Annotated in this window: 18 protein-coding genes; 12 read left to right on the forward strand and 6 right to left on the reverse strand. The window is 71.8% G+C overall.

Translation table 11 applies throughout. The features are described 5' to 3' along the window. Positions 1–99 precede the first annotated feature (99 nt). The 4 genes from RB614_RS31135 to RB614_RS31150 are packed head-to-tail and all read left to right on the forward strand — an operon-like array spanning position 100 to position 3,643. Complete coding sequence (locus tag RB614_RS31135; RefSeq protein ID WP_308716253.1) at positions 100–669, forward strand: hypothetical protein; 570 nt, start codon at positions 100–102, stop codon at positions 667–669. Then, complete coding sequence (locus RB614_RS31140; RefSeq protein WP_308716254.1) at positions 666–1,742, forward strand: efflux RND transporter periplasmic adaptor subunit; 1,077 nt, start codon at positions 666–668, stop codon at positions 1,740–1,742. The genes RB614_RS31135 and RB614_RS31140 overlap by 4 nt, the downstream gene beginning before the upstream one ends. Before the next feature lie 47 nt (positions 1,743–1,789). Then, on the forward strand, positions 1,790–2,440 hold the full coding sequence (locus tag RB614_RS31145) for an ABC transporter ATP-binding protein (RefSeq protein ID WP_308716255.1): 651 nt from the start codon (positions 1,790–1,792) through the stop codon (positions 2,438–2,440). Continuing rightward, positions 2,441–3,643 (forward strand): ABC transporter permease, encoded by a 1,203-nt coding sequence (locus RB614_RS31150; RefSeq protein WP_308716256.1) that lies wholly within the window; start codon positions 2,441–2,443, stop codon positions 3,641–3,643. A 27-nt stretch (positions 3,644–3,670) separates the two neighbouring features. On the opposite strand, the gene RB614_RS31155 is transcribed toward RB614_RS31150, so the two are convergent. Continuing rightward, positions 3,671–4,414, reverse strand: a complete 744-nt coding sequence (locus RB614_RS31155) for an STAS domain-containing protein (RefSeq protein ID WP_308716257.1) — start codon at positions 4,412–4,414, stop codon at positions 3,671–3,673. 208 nt (positions 4,415–4,622) lie between these two features. Here RB614_RS31155 and RB614_RS31160 point away from each other — a divergent pair, with 208 nt between their 5' ends. The 6 genes from RB614_RS31160 to RB614_RS31185 all read left to right on the forward strand — a co-directional run bounded on the left by RB614_RS31160 (position 4,623) and on the right by RB614_RS31185 (position 8,050). Then, complete coding sequence (locus RB614_RS31160) at positions 4,623–4,958, forward strand: STAS domain-containing protein (RefSeq protein WP_308716258.1); 336 nt, start codon at positions 4,623–4,625, stop codon at positions 4,956–4,958. After that, complete coding sequence (locus tag RB614_RS31165) at positions 4,958–5,704, forward strand: ATP-binding protein (RefSeq protein WP_308716259.1); 747 nt, start codon at positions 4,958–4,960, stop codon at positions 5,702–5,704. The genes RB614_RS31160 and RB614_RS31165 overlap by 1 nt, the downstream gene beginning before the upstream one ends. A 102-nt stretch (positions 5,705–5,806) precedes the next feature. After that, positions 5,807–6,916, forward strand: a complete 1,110-nt coding sequence (locus RB614_RS31170; RefSeq protein ID WP_308716260.1) for a SigB/SigF/SigG family RNA polymerase sigma factor — start codon at positions 5,807–5,809, stop codon at positions 6,914–6,916. A gap of 115 nt (positions 6,917–7,031) precedes the next feature. Next, the gene (locus tag RB614_RS44400; protein ID WP_428983148.1) at positions 7,032–7,235 is read left to right on the forward strand and encodes a hypothetical protein; all 204 of its coding nucleotides are present in this window, start codon (positions 7,032–7,034) and stop codon (positions 7,233–7,235) included. Positions 7,236–7,414: 179 nt separating this feature from the next. Continuing rightward, positions 7,415–7,588 (forward strand): DUF6767 domain-containing protein, encoded by a 174-nt coding sequence (locus RB614_RS31180; protein ID WP_308716261.1) that lies wholly within the window; start codon positions 7,415–7,417, stop codon positions 7,586–7,588. A 27-nt stretch (positions 7,589–7,615) separates the two neighbouring features. Further along, positions 7,616–8,050 carry a universal stress protein gene (locus RB614_RS31185; RefSeq protein WP_308716262.1) on the forward strand — a complete coding sequence of 145 codons (435 nt, stop codon included), beginning with the start codon at positions 7,616–7,618 and terminating at the stop codon, positions 8,048–8,050. A gap of 72 nt (positions 8,051–8,122) precedes the next feature. Here the strand turns inward: RB614_RS31185 and RB614_RS31190 are convergent, their stop codons facing one another. Continuing rightward, positions 8,123–8,353: a TM2 domain-containing protein gene (locus tag RB614_RS31190; protein WP_308716263.1), complete on the reverse strand. Its 231-nt coding sequence runs from the start codon at positions 8,351–8,353 to the stop codon at positions 8,123–8,125. A gap of 337 nt (positions 8,354–8,690) precedes the next feature. Beyond that, positions 8,691–10,511: a hypothetical protein gene (locus RB614_RS31195; RefSeq protein ID WP_308716300.1), complete on the reverse strand. Its 1,821-nt coding sequence runs from the start codon at positions 10,509–10,511 to the stop codon at positions 8,691–8,693. 653 nt (positions 10,512–11,164) lie between these two features. On the opposite strand from RB614_RS31195, the gene RB614_RS31200 reads away from it, so the two are divergent. Together RB614_RS31200 and RB614_RS31205 are read left to right on the forward strand one after the other, a co-directional pair. Then, positions 11,165–11,653: a cupin domain-containing protein gene (locus RB614_RS31200; protein ID WP_308716264.1), complete on the forward strand. Its 489-nt coding sequence runs from the start codon at positions 11,165–11,167 to the stop codon at positions 11,651–11,653. A gap of 298 nt (positions 11,654–11,951) precedes the next feature. After that, entirely contained in the window at positions 11,952–13,298 is a 1,347-nt protein-coding gene (locus RB614_RS31205) for an aminotransferase class I/II-fold pyridoxal phosphate-dependent enzyme (RefSeq protein ID WP_308716265.1), read from the forward strand. Here the strand turns inward: RB614_RS31205 and RB614_RS31210 are convergent. From RB614_RS31210 to RB614_RS31220, 3 genes are all read right to left on the reverse strand, one after another. Beyond that, complete coding sequence (locus tag RB614_RS31210) at positions 13,274–14,647, reverse strand: aspartate aminotransferase family protein (RefSeq protein WP_308716266.1); 1,374 nt, start codon at positions 14,645–14,647, stop codon at positions 13,274–13,276. The genes RB614_RS31205 and RB614_RS31210 overlap by 25 nt on opposite strands. A 6-nt stretch (positions 14,648–14,653) precedes the next feature. Then, positions 14,654–16,144, reverse strand: coding sequence for a CoA-acylating methylmalonate-semialdehyde dehydrogenase (locus RB614_RS31215; protein WP_308716267.1), 1,491 nt, complete (start codon positions 16,142–16,144; stop codon positions 14,654–14,656). A 73-nt stretch (positions 16,145–16,217) separates the two neighbouring features. Next, positions 16,218–17,105, reverse strand: coding sequence for a LysR family transcriptional regulator (locus RB614_RS31220; RefSeq protein WP_308716268.1), 888 nt, complete (start codon positions 17,103–17,105; stop codon positions 16,218–16,220). Positions 17,106–17,114 lie beyond the last annotated feature (9 nt).

Consider the following 17,114-nt stretch of genomic DNA (forward strand, 5'->3'; position numbering starts at 1 on the left):
CGCTCTACTCGGCCATGGCGGCCGGATGGCCCGGCCGCCGCCATCCAAAGACGGCCGGGGGACAAGACGGCCAGGGACAAGGACGGTCAGGGAGAGATCATGCGGATCAGGACAGGCGTCGTGCTCGGGCTGCTGGTGGCCCTGAGCGCGGCCGGCTGCGGCGGCGGGGACAGCGGCGACCAGGTGGCCACGGCCGGCGGCAAGACCCCGGAGGCCACGGCGAGCGCCGAGCCGGCCGGCGCAGACGAGAAGGACGCGATCCTCGCGTACTCGAAGTGCATGCGCGAGAACGGCGTACCGGAGTTTCCCGACCCGGAGGTGGGCGAGGGCGGCGAGTTCCGGCTGGCGCTGCCCGAGGGGGTCGACAAGGCGAAGGTCGACGCCGCCCAGGCGAAGTGCAAGAAGTACATGCCGAACGGTGGCGAACCGCAGAAGGTCGATCCGGAGCGGCTCGAGCAGATGCGCAAGTACGCCAAGTGCATGCGGGAGAACGGCGTTCCCAAGTTTCCGGACCCGCAGGAGGGCGGCGCCGGCTTCCAGATCAACGGTGACGAGGTCGGCGACCCGAACAGCGCGGCGTTCCGGGCGGCCGAGGAGAAGTGCCGCTCGGTGCTGCCGGACGGGCCGGGTGGCGGCCCGAAGACGACCACCGAACGGAAGGAGTCGTGAGCGGGCGGCGACGGCGGCGGACCGGCCGGGTGGCGGTCGCGGCGGGCGTGGTGGTGGTCGCCGGCGCGGTGGCCGCCACCGGGTTCGGCCTCGGCCTGCCGGGCGGCGACGCGCCCAGCGAGGCGAGCAGCGACCTGCCGCCGGCCACCGCCGAGGTGACCCGGCAGACGCTGGTGGACACCCAGGCCGAGAGCGGCGAGCTCGGGTACGGGGCGACGATCTCGGCGGCCGCCCGCTCGGGCGGGACGGTGACGGGCCTGCCGGCGACGGGGTCGACGGTCGAACGGGGGCAGGCCCTCTACCGGCTGGACAACGCGCCGGTCGTCCTGCTGTACGGGTCGCTGCCGGCGTACCGGGCGCTCGCGGTGGGCACGGAGGGCGCGGACGTCACCCAGTTCGAGAAAAACCTCAAGGCCCTCGGGTACGGCGGGTTCACGGTCGACGACGAATACTCCGGCGCGACCGCCGAGGCGGTGAAGGAGTGGCAGGAGGACCTCGGCCTGCCGGAGACCGGGACGGTGGAGCTGGGCCGGGTGGTCTTCGCCGCCGGCGAGGTGCGGGTCGACAGCCACGACGCCGAGGTGGGCGAGGCCGTCCAGCCCGGCACGGCCGTCGTCTCCTACACGGGTACCGCGCGCGTGGTCACCGTCGAGCTTGAGGTCGCCGACCAGCGGCTGGCCCGCAAGGGCGCGGCCGTCACGGTCACGCTGCCGGACGGCACGGAGACCCGCGGCAAGATCACGAAGACCGAGCTGGTCATCAAGCCGGCCGAGGGGCAGGAGCCGGCCTCGACCACAGTGGAGGTGACCATCGGTGTCGACGACGCCAAGGCGGTGGCCGGCCTCGACCAGGCGACCGTGGACGTGGCGTTCACCGCCTCCCAGCGGGAGAACGTGCTCACCGTCCCGGTCGCCGCGCTGCTCGCGCTCGCCGAGGGCGGTTACGGGGTACAGGTCGTGGAGGGGGCGGCCACCCGGATCGTGGCGGTGGAGACCGGCATGTTCGCCACCGGCCGGGTGGAGATCTCCGGCGACGGGATCGCCGAGGGCGTGACCGTGGGGATGCCGTCGTGACGGCGTCACATGCAGCTCGTCGGAATGGGACCAAGCAAGCGCCTTCAGTGGTCGAGCTGGACGGGGTGACGAAGGAGTACGCCGGCGGCGTGGTCGCCGTGCGCGGCGTCTCGCTGACCGTCGGGTACGGCGAGGTGGCCGCGATCGTCGGCCCCTCCGGCTCGGGCAAGTCGACGATGCTGCACCTGATCGGTACGCTCGACCGCCCCTCGGCCGGCACCGTCCGGATCGACGGGTACGACGTGGCCGCCCTCTCCGACCGCCAGCTCTCCGCGCTCCGGGCACGCCGGATCGGCTTCGTGTTCCAGCAGTTCCACCTCGCGAGTGGACAGTCCGCATTGGACAACGTCGCGGACGGGCTGCTCTACGCGGGCGTACCCCTGAAAGAGCGCAAGCGGCGCGCGGAGGCCGCGCTGGACCGGGTGGGGCTGGCGCACCGCCTGGACCACCGGCCGCACGAGCTCTCCGGCGGGGAACGGCAGCGGGTGGCGATCGCCCGCGCGGTGGCCGGCGAGCCCGCGCTGCTGCTCGCGGACGAGCCGACCGGCAACCTCGACTCCGCCGCCGGCGGCGGGGTGATGGCGCTGCTGCGCGAGCTGCACGCCTCGGGTACCACGGTGCTCGTCATCACCCACGACCGGGACATCGCGGCGAGCCTGCCCCGGCAGGTGTCCATGTTGGACGGGGCGGTGGTCTGAGTGGCCACCGTGCTCTCCCCCGCCCGGCTGCGCCCCCGCGACGTGCTCCGGGTCGGCGGCGCCGGGCTGCGCACCCGGCCGCTGCGGGCGTTCCTCTCCGCGCTCGGCATCGCGATCGGCATCGCCGCGATGACCGCCGTGGTCGGCATCTCCTCGTCCAGCCGGGCCGAGCTCGACCGCGAGCTGGCCACGCTCGGCACCAACCTGCTGACCGCCGGGCCGGGCAAGACGATCTTCGGTGGCGACGCGAAGCTGCCCACCGAGTCGGTGGCGATGGTCGCCCGGATCGGCCCGGTGAACGAGGTCGCCGCGACCGGAAAAGTACCGGATACGAAGGTCTACCGCAGCGACCGGATACCGGAGGCGGAGACCGGCGGCATGAGCGTGCAGGCGGCCCACCTCGACCTGCTCGGCACCGTCGGCGCCAAGCTCACCAGCGGCACCTGGCTGAACGCGGCCACGTCCCGCTACCCGGCGACCGTGCTGGGCGCGTCGGCGGCCCGCCGGCTCGGCATCGGCGCGGCCGGCCCGGACATCCAGGTGTCGGTGGGGGGTGTCTGGTTTACGGTCGTCGGGATCCTGGACGAGGTGCCGCTCGCGCCGGAGCTCGACAGCGCCGCGCTGGTCGGCTGGGCGGCGGCGGAGGGCTACCTGGACTTCGACGGCCACCCCACGACGCTGTACACCCGCTCGGACGACGCGGCCGTGGAGGCGGTCCGGGCGGTGCTCGCCGCGACCGCCAACCCGGAGTCGCCGAGCGAGGTCGAGGTCTCCCGCCCCTCCGACGCGCTGGAGGCGCAGCGGGCGACCGACCGGGCGTTCACCGGGCTGCTGCTCGGGCTCGGCGCGGTCGCGCTGCTCGTCGGCGGCGTCGGGGTGGCCAACACGATGGTCATCTCCGTGCTGGAACGGCGGGCGGAGATCGGCCTGCGCCGCTCGCTCGGCGCCACGCGGGGGCAGATCCGGGTCCAGTTCCTGGCCGAGTCGCTGCTGCTGTCGGCGCTCGGCGGGGCGGGCGGGGTGGTGCTCGGCATCGCGGTCACGACCGTGTACGCCAGCACCCGCTCGTGGCCCTCGGTGGTACCGGCCTGGGCGATGGCCGGCGGGGTGGGCGCCACGCTCCTGATCGGGGCGGTCGCCGGCCTCTACCCGGCGATCCGGGCCGCCCGCCTCGCACCGACGGAGGCCCTGGCCACGCCCTGAGTCGCGGATGGCGCCGTGCCGCGCTCGTCAGCGGCGCGGCGCCTGGTCGAGCATGGCCCAGACGACCTTGCCGCCCTCGGTGGGCAGGCTCCCCCAGTGGCGGGAGACCGCGTCGACGAGGGCCAGGCCGCGGCCGGCGAGGGCGGTGTGCGAGACGTCCCGGCGGAGCACGGGCTCGACCGGGCTGCCGTCCCGTACGGCGATGTGCAGGTAGGGGTCACGCAGGGAGAGCCGGAGGGTCATCATCGTGTGCGCGTGCGCGACCACGTTGTTGACGAACTCGGTCACGACCGTGCACGCCGGCCCCACCAGGCCCGGCACCTCCCACTGGAAACACACCTCGGTGGCGAGCTCGCGGGCCCGACGGCCGGCGCCCACCACCGGGAGCAGCTCCTCGCTGACCGAGGGCGCCGCCGAGCCGGGCTCGAGCGAGCGCACCGCGTCGGCCAGGCTGGGCAGCACGGGCAGCTCGCAGTCGAACGCGCGGCGCTGCAGGAACTCGGCCGCGTCCGCCTGGGGCGCGCAGAGCACGAGGGGTACGGCCGGCCAGCGCTCCGCCTGCCGGGCCACGGCGAGGAAGACCGAGAGCGCACTCGGATCGGCCAGGCGCATCTCGGACAGGTCGACGAAAACCGCCTCCGGCTGCTCGGCCAGGCACTTGATCAGAGCCGACCGCACCGCGACCGCGCCCATGCCGTCCAGGACGCCCACGACGCGCGCGACCGCGTACGCCTGGCGATCGTCGATCAGACACTGGACGGCTGTCGGCATGGCACCTCGTTGTCCGCAGGGGGCCCTCAAGCGAGGTTACCCGCCGTTCGCCCAGGAAAACCGTGATCACTGTGGGTTAGCAGGGCCGCTGGCGCCAGCCACCGATCACCAAAAGGTGACGATACGCGGAGGCTCGCGGCGGGTCCTGACTCAACGGGCGTTACGGCCGAGCGGTCCTCGGGTACGGTCCCTTGCGGAGGGTTGGTCGATGACATACGACTTCGACCTCCGGGTGGAGATGCCGAGTGGGGGCACCGCACGGGTGGTGGTCAGCGGCGAGATCGACATGGCTGTCGCAGAGGCGCTTTCGGCGAGTGTGCTTGGCGTTCTCCGCGCCGACGGGGTCCGGCTTGTCGAGGTGGAGCTGTCCGCGGTGGGGTTCATCGACGCCTGCGGCGTGGGTGCCCTGGTCGCCGCGCGCAACGACGCGCGGGGACAGGGCAAGACCCTGGTGGTACGCGGCGCCCGCGGCCTGCCCCGGCGCGTCCTGGAAATGACCGGCGTCTTCGGCGTACTGGTCGGAAAGCCGGTCGGAGCCAGGTGATGCTCCAGCGCCTGCGGTGCACGACCGCCCACGAGCCGCCGCTCGCGGTGCTCCGCGCCGACGGCGCGCTCACCCTCCGCACCGCCGCCCAGCTCCGCGCCGCACTGCTCAAATGCCTTGCCGAGCAACCGATCGCGATCCTCGTCGACGCGGCCGGGCTCACCGTCGGCGAAGACCTGAGCCTCACCGCGTTCATGGCGGCGGCCCGGCACGCGGCCGCCTGGCCGGCGGTGCCGCTGCTGGTCTGCGCGCCCCCGCGCGACATGCGGGCGGCGCTGCGCCGGCTCGGCGCCGACCACCATCTGCGGCTCTGCACGGATCTCGACCACGGCCGCGCCGTCGCCACCCGCCGCGAGCCGCCCGCCCAGGTGCGCGACGAGTTTCCGGCCGCCGCCGCATCGGTACGGGCGGCCCGCTCCCTCGTCTCCGGCCTCTGCGAGCGCTGGCGGCTGCCGGTGGTCGAGCCGGCCCGCCTGGTCACCACCGAGCTTGTCGACCACGCGGTCCGCCACGCCGGTACCCCGATCGAGCTGACCGTCACGCACGGCCGGCGCCACCTTCACCTCGCCGTACGCGACTTCCGCCAGCGGCGCTCGCGGCTCCTGGGTCCAGAGGGGACAGCCGCGCCTGGTGGCCGCCGTCCACCGCTGATCGAGGCGGTCTCGGCAAGTTGGGGTTGCACTCTCTTGCCCGACGGTAAGGTCACGTGGGCAAGCCTTCATTTAACGGCACGTTCGCGTATCTGATCCGGTGGGATATTCCGCCAGCCGACTGGGTAGGAATCGCGAGTCCGCCCGCGCCCGTTCGGGGCCGTGCCATCCCAGGCTTCTGTCGTAAGGAGGCGGTGAATGCACTCGGAACAGGACACTGCCCAGCTGAACCTCGACGAGGAAGCGGCGCGGTACGGGGAACGCGCCGCGCGTGAACCGTCCGCTCGGGCGGAGTTCGTGGAGCTGTGCCTGCCGCTTGCCCATCGGCTCGCCCATCGCTACCGCGGAAGGGGTGAGCCGTTCGCGGACCTGGAGCAGGTGGCCCGTCTCGGGCTGGTCAAGGCGGTCGACCGGTACGACGCCGAACGTGGCTCGTTCACCGCGTTCGCGGTCATCACGATCCTTGGTGAGCTGCGCAAACACTTCCGCGACCGCACCTGGGGCGTACGCGCGCCACGGCGGCTGCAGGACCTCGTCGTGCAGATCCGGCACGCCGGTTCGGACCTGACCAACACGCTCTCCCGGGCGCCGAGCACCACCGAGCTCGCCGATCGCCTGCACACCACCACCGACGAGGTGGACAAGGCGATGCTCTCCGCCGCCGGCTACACGCTGCTGTCACTGAACGCGCCGGTCACCAGCCCCGGCTCCGGCGGCGGTACCGCCGAGCGGGGCGACCTGATCGGCGAGGTCGACGGTGACCTGGCCGCGATCGACGACCGGCTCACCATCCAGTCCCTGCTGGACCGGCTCCCCGAACGCGAGCGGCGGATCCTGATCCTTCGCTTCTACGGCAACCTCACGCAGGTCGAGATCGCGCAGCGGTGCGGCATCTCCCAGATGCACGTCTCCCGGCTGCTCTCCAAGACGCTGGCCTGGCTGCGCCACGCCATGCTCAGCGACACCCCGCCACACTGGGGCGAGGTCGACGAGGCGAGCCTGGAAGCACCGCGGCTGCGGGTCACCACCACGCCGGCCGGCGGCGGCACGCTGACCGTCGCGATCGGCGGCGAGGTCGACCGGGACAGCGCCGACGAGCTGCGCCAGGCCATCCTCAACGGCCTGGCCCGCCGGCCACACACCCTGCACCTCGACCTGTCCGCGGTCCCGTTCATCGACGCGGCCGGGATCGCCGCGCTGATCTCCGGGTACCAGGAGTCCCGGCGGGCCGCGGTCGAGTTTCGCCTGCGCGGCACCCAGCCGCACGTCCGGCGGGTCCTCGCGGTCGCGCGGCTGCCCTATATGTAGGAGCGAGTTCGGACCTCTCGGAGCCGTCCGGCGAGGAAGGCGCGCTTTGGGGGCGCGCGTGATCCGCACGGCCATCGTCGCCTCCTGCACCGGGTACGCCCCTGCCACCTCTGCCATGGACAGGCCGCACACCAGCCGCAGGGTCAACGCGATCTGCGCGTCCCGCCCGATCGCGGGGTGGCAGCAGGTGAAGATCAGCCGCAACCGGTCGTCGTCGAGCCCGTCCTCCGGCCCGGGCCCCGGCTCGTCGGCGACGAGCCGGGGCATCGCCCGCCGGACGGTCGACTCGCGCCGCAGCACGTCCCGCGCCCGGTGGTGACGCAGGTGGTCGCCATCGGCGCGAGCTCCAGCTCGTGCCCCCGAGTATCCGCGACCCGCCCAGATCGACAATCGGTCCCAGGCAAAGCCACCGACGGGCGACCACGGGCCGGCGGGGTCTCGCGTATTGGGGACTTTCGCCTCTGCACGGCCGGCGCGCACCCGCGACAAGATCGAGTTGTGAGTGATCGTCTCGTACGCAAGCCGGATCCCCGCTGCCCCGTGCGGCCGGGCGAGCCGTGCCTGCTGTGCCAGCCGGGCGCGACCGGGCCGCAGGACTGCGGGCTGGTGTACCTGGTGATGAGCGATCCCGAGCTGCGCGAGGCCGTACGAGCGGCGGGCGCGCGACGCTGAGATGTCGCGGAAGGAGGCGAGCCGGCGATGGCAGACATCGACCTGGTCGGCCGGATCGTGGTGGGAATCGACGGATCGGAGGCGTCGAAGGACGCGCTACGGTGGGCCGTGCGGCAGGCGAAGCTGACCGGTGCGCCGATCGAAGCCGTGATGGCGTGGGAGTTTCCCGCCTACTACGGGTGGGCCCCGGCCGATGACTTCGACCTGGCTGAGGTGAGCCGCGACGCGCTACGCGCGGCCGTCGACGACGCGCTGGGCGTGGAGCGAACGGCGCAGGTGCGGCAGGTGGTGGCGGAAGGAAACCCGGCCCGCGTGCTCATCGACGCGGCCAAGGACGCGAGCCTGCTGGTCGTGGGGAGTCGGGGCCACGGTGGGTTTGCCGGCGCGCTGCTCGGCTCGGTGAGCCAACACTGCGCACAGCACGCCCCCTGCCCCGTCGTGGTGGTGCGACACACCGCCTGACGGCGTGCGACACGCCGTCCAGGACGCCCGGGCCGGCCCTTGACGGGCCAGCCCGGACCGGCACGATCCGCGTCAGCGGGCCAGGGCCTGACCCCGCTTGTCGTCGAACTTGCCAACGATGATCATGATGAGGTCGATCAGGACCCAGATGCCGAGCCCACCGAACGTCACGATCTGCAGGATGGCGGTGCCAACCTTGCCGACGTAGAAGCGGTGCGCCCCGAGCATGCCCAGGAAGAAGCAGAGCACGAGGGCAACCACCCAGGACTTCTGCGCGGTCACGGCTGTCGTCGCGGTGCTCACAGGTTTCCCTTTCGATCGATTGTCACGACTGATCCACTGTCGAGACAGGCTTCTGTGGCAGAACCATCTGCCGCCGGTTGCCGAGGGCACGGCCACCAGATAGAGCATTGGCGGCCCGGCGGTCGGAATGGTAACCACAACCGCCGCGACCTTGCTGCCCCGTCCAGCGCCCGGATCAGGCTCCTCGGCCGCTCACGGGGTCCGATGTGGATACGCCATTTCCCGCCTGCTCGGCAGGGAGCGCCGAGCAGGCGGGACGGCGGTGCGCGTACCAGATGATGCGCGGAGATGGAGCCCGACGGCGGTGGCCTTTTCGACGCTGCCGGGCCTCGCGGGGTCAGTTGAGCCGGTAGAGGATGTTGCCGTCGATCTCCTCGCGGACGATGCCGAGCCCGTCGACGGGGCGGTCGGGGACCGCCTCCCAGGGGGTGCCGGGCACCCAGCTCCGGACGACCAGGACCGATCGGAAGCCCATCTGGCGCAGGTAGGCGACGCTCGACGCGTCCGGAAACGCGGTGCTGACCGACCGGATCTGCTCCTGCGTGGTGGGCACCCAGGTGACGATGCCGTTGGGGATCCGCGGGAAGCCATTGGTCGACCACAGCATGACCGGCATTTCCAGCACGCCCTCGCTGGGCAGCACGAGGATCGGCTCCGGGGCGCCGCGCATCGCGGACGGGTAGGGCGGGACCTCGGGGTGCGGCGTTCGGTTGATCCCCTCCACCAGCACCAGGGCGAGCGGCAGCAGCAGGGCGGCGCGGACGGCCAGCTGCCGCACGCTCCGGAGGCCCCCCGCGGGCTTTCCGCTCTCCTCCTCGGCTTCGTCGCCACCGTCGGCCTTGTCGCTCTGCCTGGCCTCGTCGCTCTCGTCGCTCGCCGCGGGCTTTTCGCTCGCCTCCGGCCTCGATGCCGGCCGGAGGACCGCCGCGACGATCGCGCTGACCGCTCCGGCGGCCAGGATGGCGAGGAGCAGGCTGATCCAGACCATCAACCGGCCGGGCGTGCGCAGCGCGTCCCACCCGGGCAGCACCTTGGAGAGCGTCAGGTAGCCGGGATCGCCGTCGCGGCCCAGCGTGGAGCCGAGCGACAGCAACGCCGTGACGACCACGCCCAGCGCGAGCAGCACCCGGTGCCGGAGCCGGAACACCGAGAAGAACAGGCCCATCCCGGCCAGTACGATCACCGCCAGGCCGGGCATCAGCGCCATCTCCGGCGGCCAGGAGAGCTGCTCGCGGGCGACCGCGTGCCGGTCGCCCCACAGCCACGACTCGGTCGGCGCGATGAACAGGCCCTGCCACGGCGGCGAGAACATGCGGGTCCAGTCCAGCGACCGCCCGGCCTGCGGGTTGAGGTCGACCACCTGGAGGTAGGCGGTGCCCATGTAGAGGGTGGCGGCGCCGAAGAACGCGCCGCCGACCAGGTCGGCCACCAGCAGCCGGCGCCCGAACCCGGGCCGCTCGCGCCGCCGCCACCAGGACCAGGCGAAGAATGCTGCGGCGGCGAGGCAGACGATCAGCACCACGTACACGAAGACCAGGCCGGTGGCGAGACCGAGCGTGATCTGCCAGGCGGCGACCAGCCAGCCGGCCAGCGCCCAGCCCGGTCTGTGCCGCTCGGGTCTATGGCCGTGCCGCAGCGACCACCCGTGGCCGCGGGCGATCATGGCCAGGCTGAGCGCGATGCCGCCGGTGGAGATGACGTTCATGTGGCCGGCATGGGCCAGCCGCCACGGCGCGTACGCCCACGCCACGCCGGCCACGGCCGCGCCGATCGGGTGCGCACCCAGCTGGCGGGTCAGGGCGTACGCACCGATGAAGGCGAGGGCGTGCAGCAGCACGTACAGCAGGTTGTAGCGCAACACCGCGGCGTCCATGCCCGAACCGATCATGCCGAACGGGGCGTAGCCGAGCAGGGTGTCGGTGAAGGCGAGGGAGTTGGGGCTGGGGTAGAAGGTGTTGGAGTCCCAGATGCCCAGCGGGTCGGTACGCAGCGCGTGCCCACCCCAGGCCACCTGCCAGGCGAAGACGGTGGGGTCGCCGATGTCGCCGGGAACGGTGTGCTTGGGGTCGCGCATCGTCGGCCAGGTGAGCACCATCGCCAGCAGCAGGCCGCCGAGGATCGCCAGGGTCCACTCGTGGCGCAGCCATCGCCAGCTCATCCCGGTGCGCACGGCACTCTCCCCGGCTGAGTCGCCCGTTGCCCGCCGGCGCAGGGGGTGCCACTTGCTCGGATCCTTCGAGGGCAACTTCGTCTGGAGAATCAGTTGTTGCTCCCGTCCGGAAACGCCATCACGAGCAGCGCACAGCACCGACACACCGATCCGAACGGCCGTGGGCCATCTGGTCGGTCACCCGCAGCTACAGTGCGGATCCAGAGGCTACCATGAATGTGCCTGGGATGGCTGGATGTGGCGTCTGGCCTGGTGACGCCGGGTGCGGGCGTTTGTCGGGGGTTTGCCGCCGCCTCCTCGCGGTGCCACCGCGTCGTCGGGCCGCATCCCCTTCGTCGGTCGGGGGGTGCCGCTTCGTCCGTCGGGGGTGCCGCTGCTTTGTCGGGGTGTTGGGGCCGTCGCCGGTCGCGCCTGCGCGCTTCGCGCGGCACGGGCGCGCTTCGCCTGGCACGGCGGGCCTGGTGCCGCGCGGGCGGGCCTGGCACGCGGCGTTGTCACGCCTGGTACGCGGGCCTAGCGCGGGGCGCGCCTCGCGCGGTACGGGCGCGCCTGGCGCGCGGCGGGCCTGGCGCGGGCGGGCCGGATGGGTTTGGCTGGAAGCGGCTTTTGTCCGTCATGGGTGGCGGGCGCATACTCGGGCCATGACCGGTACGCAGCAGCTAAGCCCCGCGTCCCGCATCGTGAGGCCGGTGGTCACCACCCGGCAGACCCAGCGAATGATCCCCTTCCTGGGCGAGTGGTACCGCGTCTGGGTCTCCGGCCAGGACACCGCCGGCACCTTCGCCGTGCTGGACACCGAAGCCACCCGCGGCCACGGCAGCCCGATGCACCTGCACCGCAACGACTGCGAGGTGTTCCTCGTCCTCGAGGGCACGCTGCGGGTGGTCGTGGACGGCCAAGAGCACGAGGCCGGCGCCGGCAGCGCCGCGGTGCTGCCCGCGGGACGCCCGCACGGCTTCGTCGTCACCAGCGAGACCGCCCGCTACCTGACCGTGCACCACGGCCCCACGTTCGAACAGTTCATAGCGGCCGCCTCCGGCGAGGACGACCAGGTTCCTGACGCGTCGCGGTTGGCGGAGATCGCCGCCGCGCACGGCATCGACATCGTCGGCCCGCCGCTCGTTCCCTGACCCGGGTATGGAAAACGCCCTCCCAGATGATCTCTGGGAGGGCGTTCCTCCTAAGGGATGTCTCGTAACTCGGTGGATGGGTTGGTCGTGTTCACCTGCTTTCCGCCGCGTGGAAGCCACATCAACGCGGGCAAGCGGCCGGCGCCGGGTCCCCGGTGGTCGGCGAAGCGGCCAGCGAAACGTCGAGCAACAGTGCGGGTCGCCATCCGCCTGGGAAGCCCGGTCCGCACGCTGACGAAGACCGTTGCTAAATCGCACAGAGCAGCTGATGCAAGACGGCATTCGTTACTGTACGAAGGTGCATACCGCCGAACTCGTAGAGCGGATCACCGAACGCGACGCCGGCGGCATCGCCCGGTGCCTAGCAGGGCTGATCCACGATCGCGCGCTGCCGGCGGGTGCCCGGCTGCCGACCGTGCGGAAGCTGGCTACGGCCCTCGGAGTCAGCCCGACCACCGTCTCCGAAGCATGGCGGGAGTTGCAGCGCCACGGCCTCATCGAGGCACGCGGCCGGGCCGGCACCACGGTCAGCTACGACCCGCGGCCAGCCGCTGAGAGCCGGTTCGGGTCGCTGCAGCCGCAGCGGCCCGGCCGGCTCGACTTGTCCACCGGAACGCCCGACCCGGCGCTGCTGCCTTCGCTGCGCCCGGCGATGACCACCGCCCCCGGCGACGCCCGCATCAGCTCGTACTTCGATCCGCCGGTGCTGCCCGAGCTCGAGGCCCTGCTGCGGGCCGACTGGCCCTACGAGGCCGGCGAGCTGATGGTGGTCGACGGTGCGATGGACGCGATGGAGCGGGTCATCGCCGAGACGGTGCGATACGGCGACACCGTGCTGGTCGAGAATCCCACGTTCCCGGCGATCCTCGACCTGCTGCAGCGGGCCGGCGCCACCGTGGTGGGCATCCCGCCCGGGCCCGACGGGCCGGACCTCGAACCGTTGCGGGAGGCGCTGGCCGGCGAACCCGCGTGCCTGATCCTGCAACCCCGCGCGCACAACCCCACCGGGCACCGCTTGACCGGTCGGCGGGCTGCCGGGATCGCCGCACTGCTGCCCGAGCGCACCATCGTGATCGAGGACGACCACAGCGCGGCACTGTGCCAGAGCCCGCTGGTGAGCCTGGGCGGCCACCGGCCGGAGCAGACGGTGCACATCCGCGGCTTCTCCAAGGCACTCGGCCCCGACCTGCGCCTCGCCGCGCTGTCGGCGCCACCGGCCGTCATGCGCCCGCTGGTCGGCCGCCGGCAGCTCGGCCCGGCCTGGTCGAGCCGACTGCTGCAGGCGATGCTGGTCAACCTGCTCACCAGTGACGTGTCGCGCGCCGAGGTGGCCGCCGCGCGAGCCGCCTACGCCGAACGCCGACTCCGGCTCACCACCGCCCTCGCGGCGTACGGCATTGCGGTCGAGGGGCATGACGGGTTCAACCTGTGGCTGCCGGTGCGCGACGAGTCGGCCGCGCTCGTCCACCTGGCCAGCCACGGGGTCACGGTCGCGCCGGGTTCGCCGTTCTGGGTCAACGGGCTACCCCGCGCGCCGCACGTCCGGATCACTGCGGCGTGCGTGACCGACGGCTTCGACGAGCTCGGCCTGCTGCTCGCCGAGGCCGCCCAGCTCGGTTCCTACGCGTTGGGCCCGGCCCGGTAGTACCGGTCGGCGACGTCGAGGGCGTCGTCCAGGATGGCCAGGCCCTCGCGTATTTCCTGCTCGCTGGCCGTGCACGGCGGCACGACGTGCGTGCGGTTGAAGTGGGTCATCGGCCAGAGCCCGCGCTGCTTACACGCCGTGGCGAACTCGTTCATCGGCTGTGCGTCGGCGCCGGTGGCGTTGTAGGGCACGAGCGGTTCCCGGGTGTCGCGGTCGCGCACCAGTTCCACCGCCCAGAACACGCCCATGCCGCGCACCTCGCCGACCGACGGGTGCCGGTCGGCCAGCTCGGCCAGTCCGGGGCCGATTACGTCGGTGCCGAGCCAGCGGGCGTGCTCGATGACGCCCTCGTCGTAAAAGATGTTGATCGAGGCGACCGCGCTCGCGCAGGCGAGCGGGTGGCCGGAGTACGTCAGTCCGCCCGGGTAGACCCGCCGCTGGAACGTTTCGTTGATCGCGTCGTTGATCAGTACTCCGCCGAGTGGGATGTAGCCGGAGTTCACACCCTTGGCGAAGGTGATCAGATCGGGTGTCACGTCCCAGCGGTCGACGGCGAACCACTCCCCGCAGCGGCCGAACCCGGCCATCACCTCGTCGGCGACCATGACGATGCCGAACTCGTCGCACAACTCCCGCACGCCCTGCAGGTAGCCGTGCGGCGGCACGAGGACGCCGTTGGTGCCCACGACCGTCTCCAGCACCATCGCGGCGACGGTGTGCGCACCTTCGACCATGAGCAGGTCGCGCAGGTGCCGCAGAGCCCGTTCGCACTCCTGCTCCGCAGTAGTGGCGTGGAATGCCGAGCGGTACAGGTACGGCCCCCAGTAGCGCACGACCCCGGCGATTCCCGGCTCGACGCCCCAGCGGCGTGGATCGCCGGTGAGGGTGAGCGAGCCGGCCGTCGCGCCGTGGTAGCTGCGGTAGGCGGCGAATACCTTGTGTCGTCCGGTGTGCAGCTTCGCCAGGCGAATCGCGTTCTCGTTGGCCTCGGCGCCGCCGTTGGTGAAGAACACCCGGTTCAGGTCGCCGGGCGCCACTTCGCAGATCAGCCGGGCGGCCTCGCTGCGCGCGTCGTTGGCGAAGGCCGGCTGGATGGTGGTCATCCGGGTGGCGTACTCCTGGATCGCGGCGACCAGCTTCGGGTGCTGGTGGCCGAGGTTGACGTTCACCAGTTGGGCGGCGAAGTCGAGGTAGCGGCGGCCGTGGTAGTCGGTGAAGTAGCTGCCCTGGGCCGAGGCGATCGGCAGCGGGTCGATGAGCGCCTGGGCAGACCAGGAGTGGAACACGTGCGCGCGGTCGAGCCGTCGCACCGTTTCGGCATCGGCCGGGATGGTGGCAAGTGGGTCCATGGAGGCCTACCGGGTCCGGGGGAAACCGAGGTCGACGGTGGAGGTGGCCGGGTCGGGCCAGCGGGAGGTGACGACCTTGCCGCGGGTGTAGAAGTTGATGCCTTCCGGGCCGTACATATGCATGTCACCGAAGAGCGACGCCTTCCAGCCTCCGAAGGAGTAGTAGGCCACTGGCACCGGGATCGGGACGTTGATGCCGACCATGCCGACCTCGACGTCGAACTGGAACTGGCGGGCCGCGCCGCCGTCGCGCGTGAAGATGGCGGTACCGTTGGCGTATTCGTGGGCATTGATAAGGTCCAGGGCATCTTCGTAGGTGTCGGCGCGCACCACCGACAGCACCGGGCCGAAGATTTCGTCGTGCCACACGCTCATGTCGGGCCGCACATGGTCTAGCAGCGTGGTGCCGAGGAAGAAGCCCTCGGCCGGCACGTCGGCGGTGCGACCGTCGACCACCACGCGGGCGCCGGACCGCTCACCGGCGGCGATGTAGCTCGCCACCCGGTCGCGGTGCTCGGCGGTGATCAGCGGGCCCATGTCGGTGTCGGGCTCGGCGCCGTCGCCGACCTTCAGCTCCGGTAGCCGGGCGGCGATCGCGTCGACCAGCCGGTCGCCGGCGTCTCCCACCGCCACGGCCACCGCCACGGCCATGCAGCGCTCACCGGCCGCGCCGTAAGCGGCCGAAACCGCGGCGTCCGCGGCGAGGTCGATGTCGGCGTCGGGCAGGACGACCATGTGGTTCTTCGCCCCGCCGAGGGCCTGCACCCGTTTGCCGTGCCGGGTGGCCGTCTCGTAGATGTACCCGGCGATCGGAGTGGAGCCGACGAAGCTCACCGCCTTGACGTCGGGGTCGGTCAGCAGTGCGTCCACGGCCTGCTTGTCGCCCTGCACCACGGTGAAAACCCCGTCGGGCAGGCCGGCCTGCCGCCACTTGCGGGCCAGCCACAGCGCCGCCGACGGATCCTTCTCGCTGGGCTTGAGCACGAACGCGTTGCCACAGGCGATCGCGTTGGCGCACATCCACAGTGGCACCATGGCCGGGAAGTTGAACGGCGTGATGCCAGCGACCACGCCGAGCGGCTGCCGGATGGAGTACACGTCCACTCCGGTGGCCGCCTGCTCGCTGAAGCCGCCCTTGAGCAACTGCGGCACGCCACAGGCAAACTCGACGTTCTCCAGCCCGCGGGCGATCTCGCCGTGCGCGTCGGCGAGCACCTTGCCGTGCTCGGCGGTGATGATCTGGGCCAGCTCGTCGGCCCCGTCGAGCAGCAGCTGGCGGAAGGCGAACAGCACCGCCGAACGCTTCGACAGCGACGCGCTGCGCCACGCCTTGAACGCCGCCTTCGCGCTCGCAACGGCTGCCGCGACCTCGCTGGCCGAGGCGAGGTCGACCTCGCCGGACTGCTTACCGCTGGCCGGATTGAACACAGGACTGGTGCGGCCGGAGGTGCCGGCGCGGACCGCGCCGTCCATCCAGTGCGGGATGCGGTTCGCCATGCCGAGGACAGTACGTTACACGCAGTGCTGGCACAATTGTCATTTTGTTACTGGTACAAAATGTCGCGGAGCGCTAGCGGCTCAGAGCTGACTGCGCGAACGCCTCCGTCACGGCGGTAACCGCAGGTGAGCTGTCTGCCGCCGCCCGGTGCGCTGTGAACACAGAACGGGACGGACGGCCCGGAAATTCAAGTCGATCGACGCGGGGCCGCTCTCTCCGAAGGAGCAACTCTGGAACGACAGCGATCGCGTGTCCGGTCTCGACCAGGCGCACCTGGACCAGCAAATCGGGGGACTCGTATTGGACACGAGGCTCGACGCCCAGGTCCCGGCACGCCGCCACCGCCCATTGCCTCGCGTCGTTGCCCTCGGGCTCCATGACCCAGGCCCGCGCGAAGATCAGCTCACCGACCGACTCGTGTCTGGTGCCGGGGGAGACGACAAGCACAAGCGGATCCTCGAACAGCGGCACCAGCGTGATCCCGGCCCGACGGGCGACCGGACGTCCGGGGTACTCCTCGCCGAGAACGATGTCGTGCTCCCGCGCCGCCAGTGCCGGCAGAGCTCGGGCCGGATCGATGTGACTGACCACGACACGCAGCTTGGGATGAGACGAGGCCAGCAGATCGAGCGCCGTCGGCAACACCGAGAGTGCCGCGGTCTGGAACACGGCGACGCGGATCGTACCGGCGGCCGTACCGCGCAGTCGCGCGAGATCCGACTCGGCCTCCTCCATCCGCGCCAGGATGTCGCGTGCGTGCTCGGCGAGCGCGCGGCCCTCGCGCGTCAGCACGAGGCCCCGCCCGACCCGTTCGACGAGAGCCACCCCGACCTCCTGCTCCAGCACCTTGAGCTGCTGCGACACCGTGGACGGGCTATAGGAGAGGGCACCGCCGACGGCGTGCACCGTCCCGGATCGCGCCAACTCATCCAGCAGCGCAAGGCGATTCGCGTTCAGCACTCGCAACAC

This window comes from Phytohabitans maris, assembly GCF_031085175.1.
Taxonomy (GTDB): Bacteria; Actinomycetota; Actinomycetes; order Mycobacteriales; family Micromonosporaceae; genus Phytohabitans; species Phytohabitans maris.

Excerpts from the sequence above, each read along its gene's own strand:
- RB614_RS31135 (WP_308716253.1), top strand. The coding sequence starts at position 100 with ATGCGGATCAGGACAGGCGTCGTGCTCGGGCTGCTGGTGGCCCTGAGC.
- RB614_RS31155 (WP_308716257.1), bottom strand. The coding sequence starts at position 4,414 with ATGCCGACAGCCGTCCAGTGTCTGATCGACGATCGCCAGGCGTACGCG.
- RB614_RS31160 (WP_308716258.1), top strand. The coding sequence starts at position 4,623 with ATGACATACGACTTCGACCTCCGGGTGGAGATGCCGAGTGGGGGCACC.
- RB614_RS31165 (WP_308716259.1), top strand. The coding sequence starts at position 4,958 with ATGCTCCAGCGCCTGCGGTGCACGACCGCCCACGAGCCGCCGCTCGCG.
- RB614_RS31170 (WP_308716260.1), top strand. The coding sequence starts at position 5,807 with ATGCACTCGGAACAGGACACTGCCCAGCTGAACCTCGACGAGGAAGCG.
- RB614_RS44400 (WP_428983148.1), top strand. The coding sequence starts at position 7,032 with ATGGACAGGCCGCACACCAGCCGCAGGGTCAACGCGATCTGCGCGTCC.
- RB614_RS31185 (WP_308716262.1), top strand. The coding sequence starts at position 7,616 with ATGGCAGACATCGACCTGGTCGGCCGGATCGTGGTGGGAATCGACGGA.
- RB614_RS31195 (WP_308716300.1), bottom strand. The coding sequence starts at position 10,511 with ATGAGCTGGCGATGGCTGCGCCACGAGTGGACCCTGGCGATCCTCGGC.
- RB614_RS31200 (WP_308716264.1), top strand. The coding sequence starts at position 11,165 with ATGACCGGTACGCAGCAGCTAAGCCCCGCGTCCCGCATCGTGAGGCCG.
- RB614_RS31210 (WP_308716266.1), bottom strand. The coding sequence starts at position 14,647 with ATGGACCCACTTGCCACCATCCCGGCCGATGCCGAAACGGTGCGACGG.
- RB614_RS31215 (WP_308716267.1), bottom strand. The coding sequence starts at position 16,144 with ATGGCGAACCGCATCCCGCACTGGATGGACGGCGCGGTCCGCGCCGGC.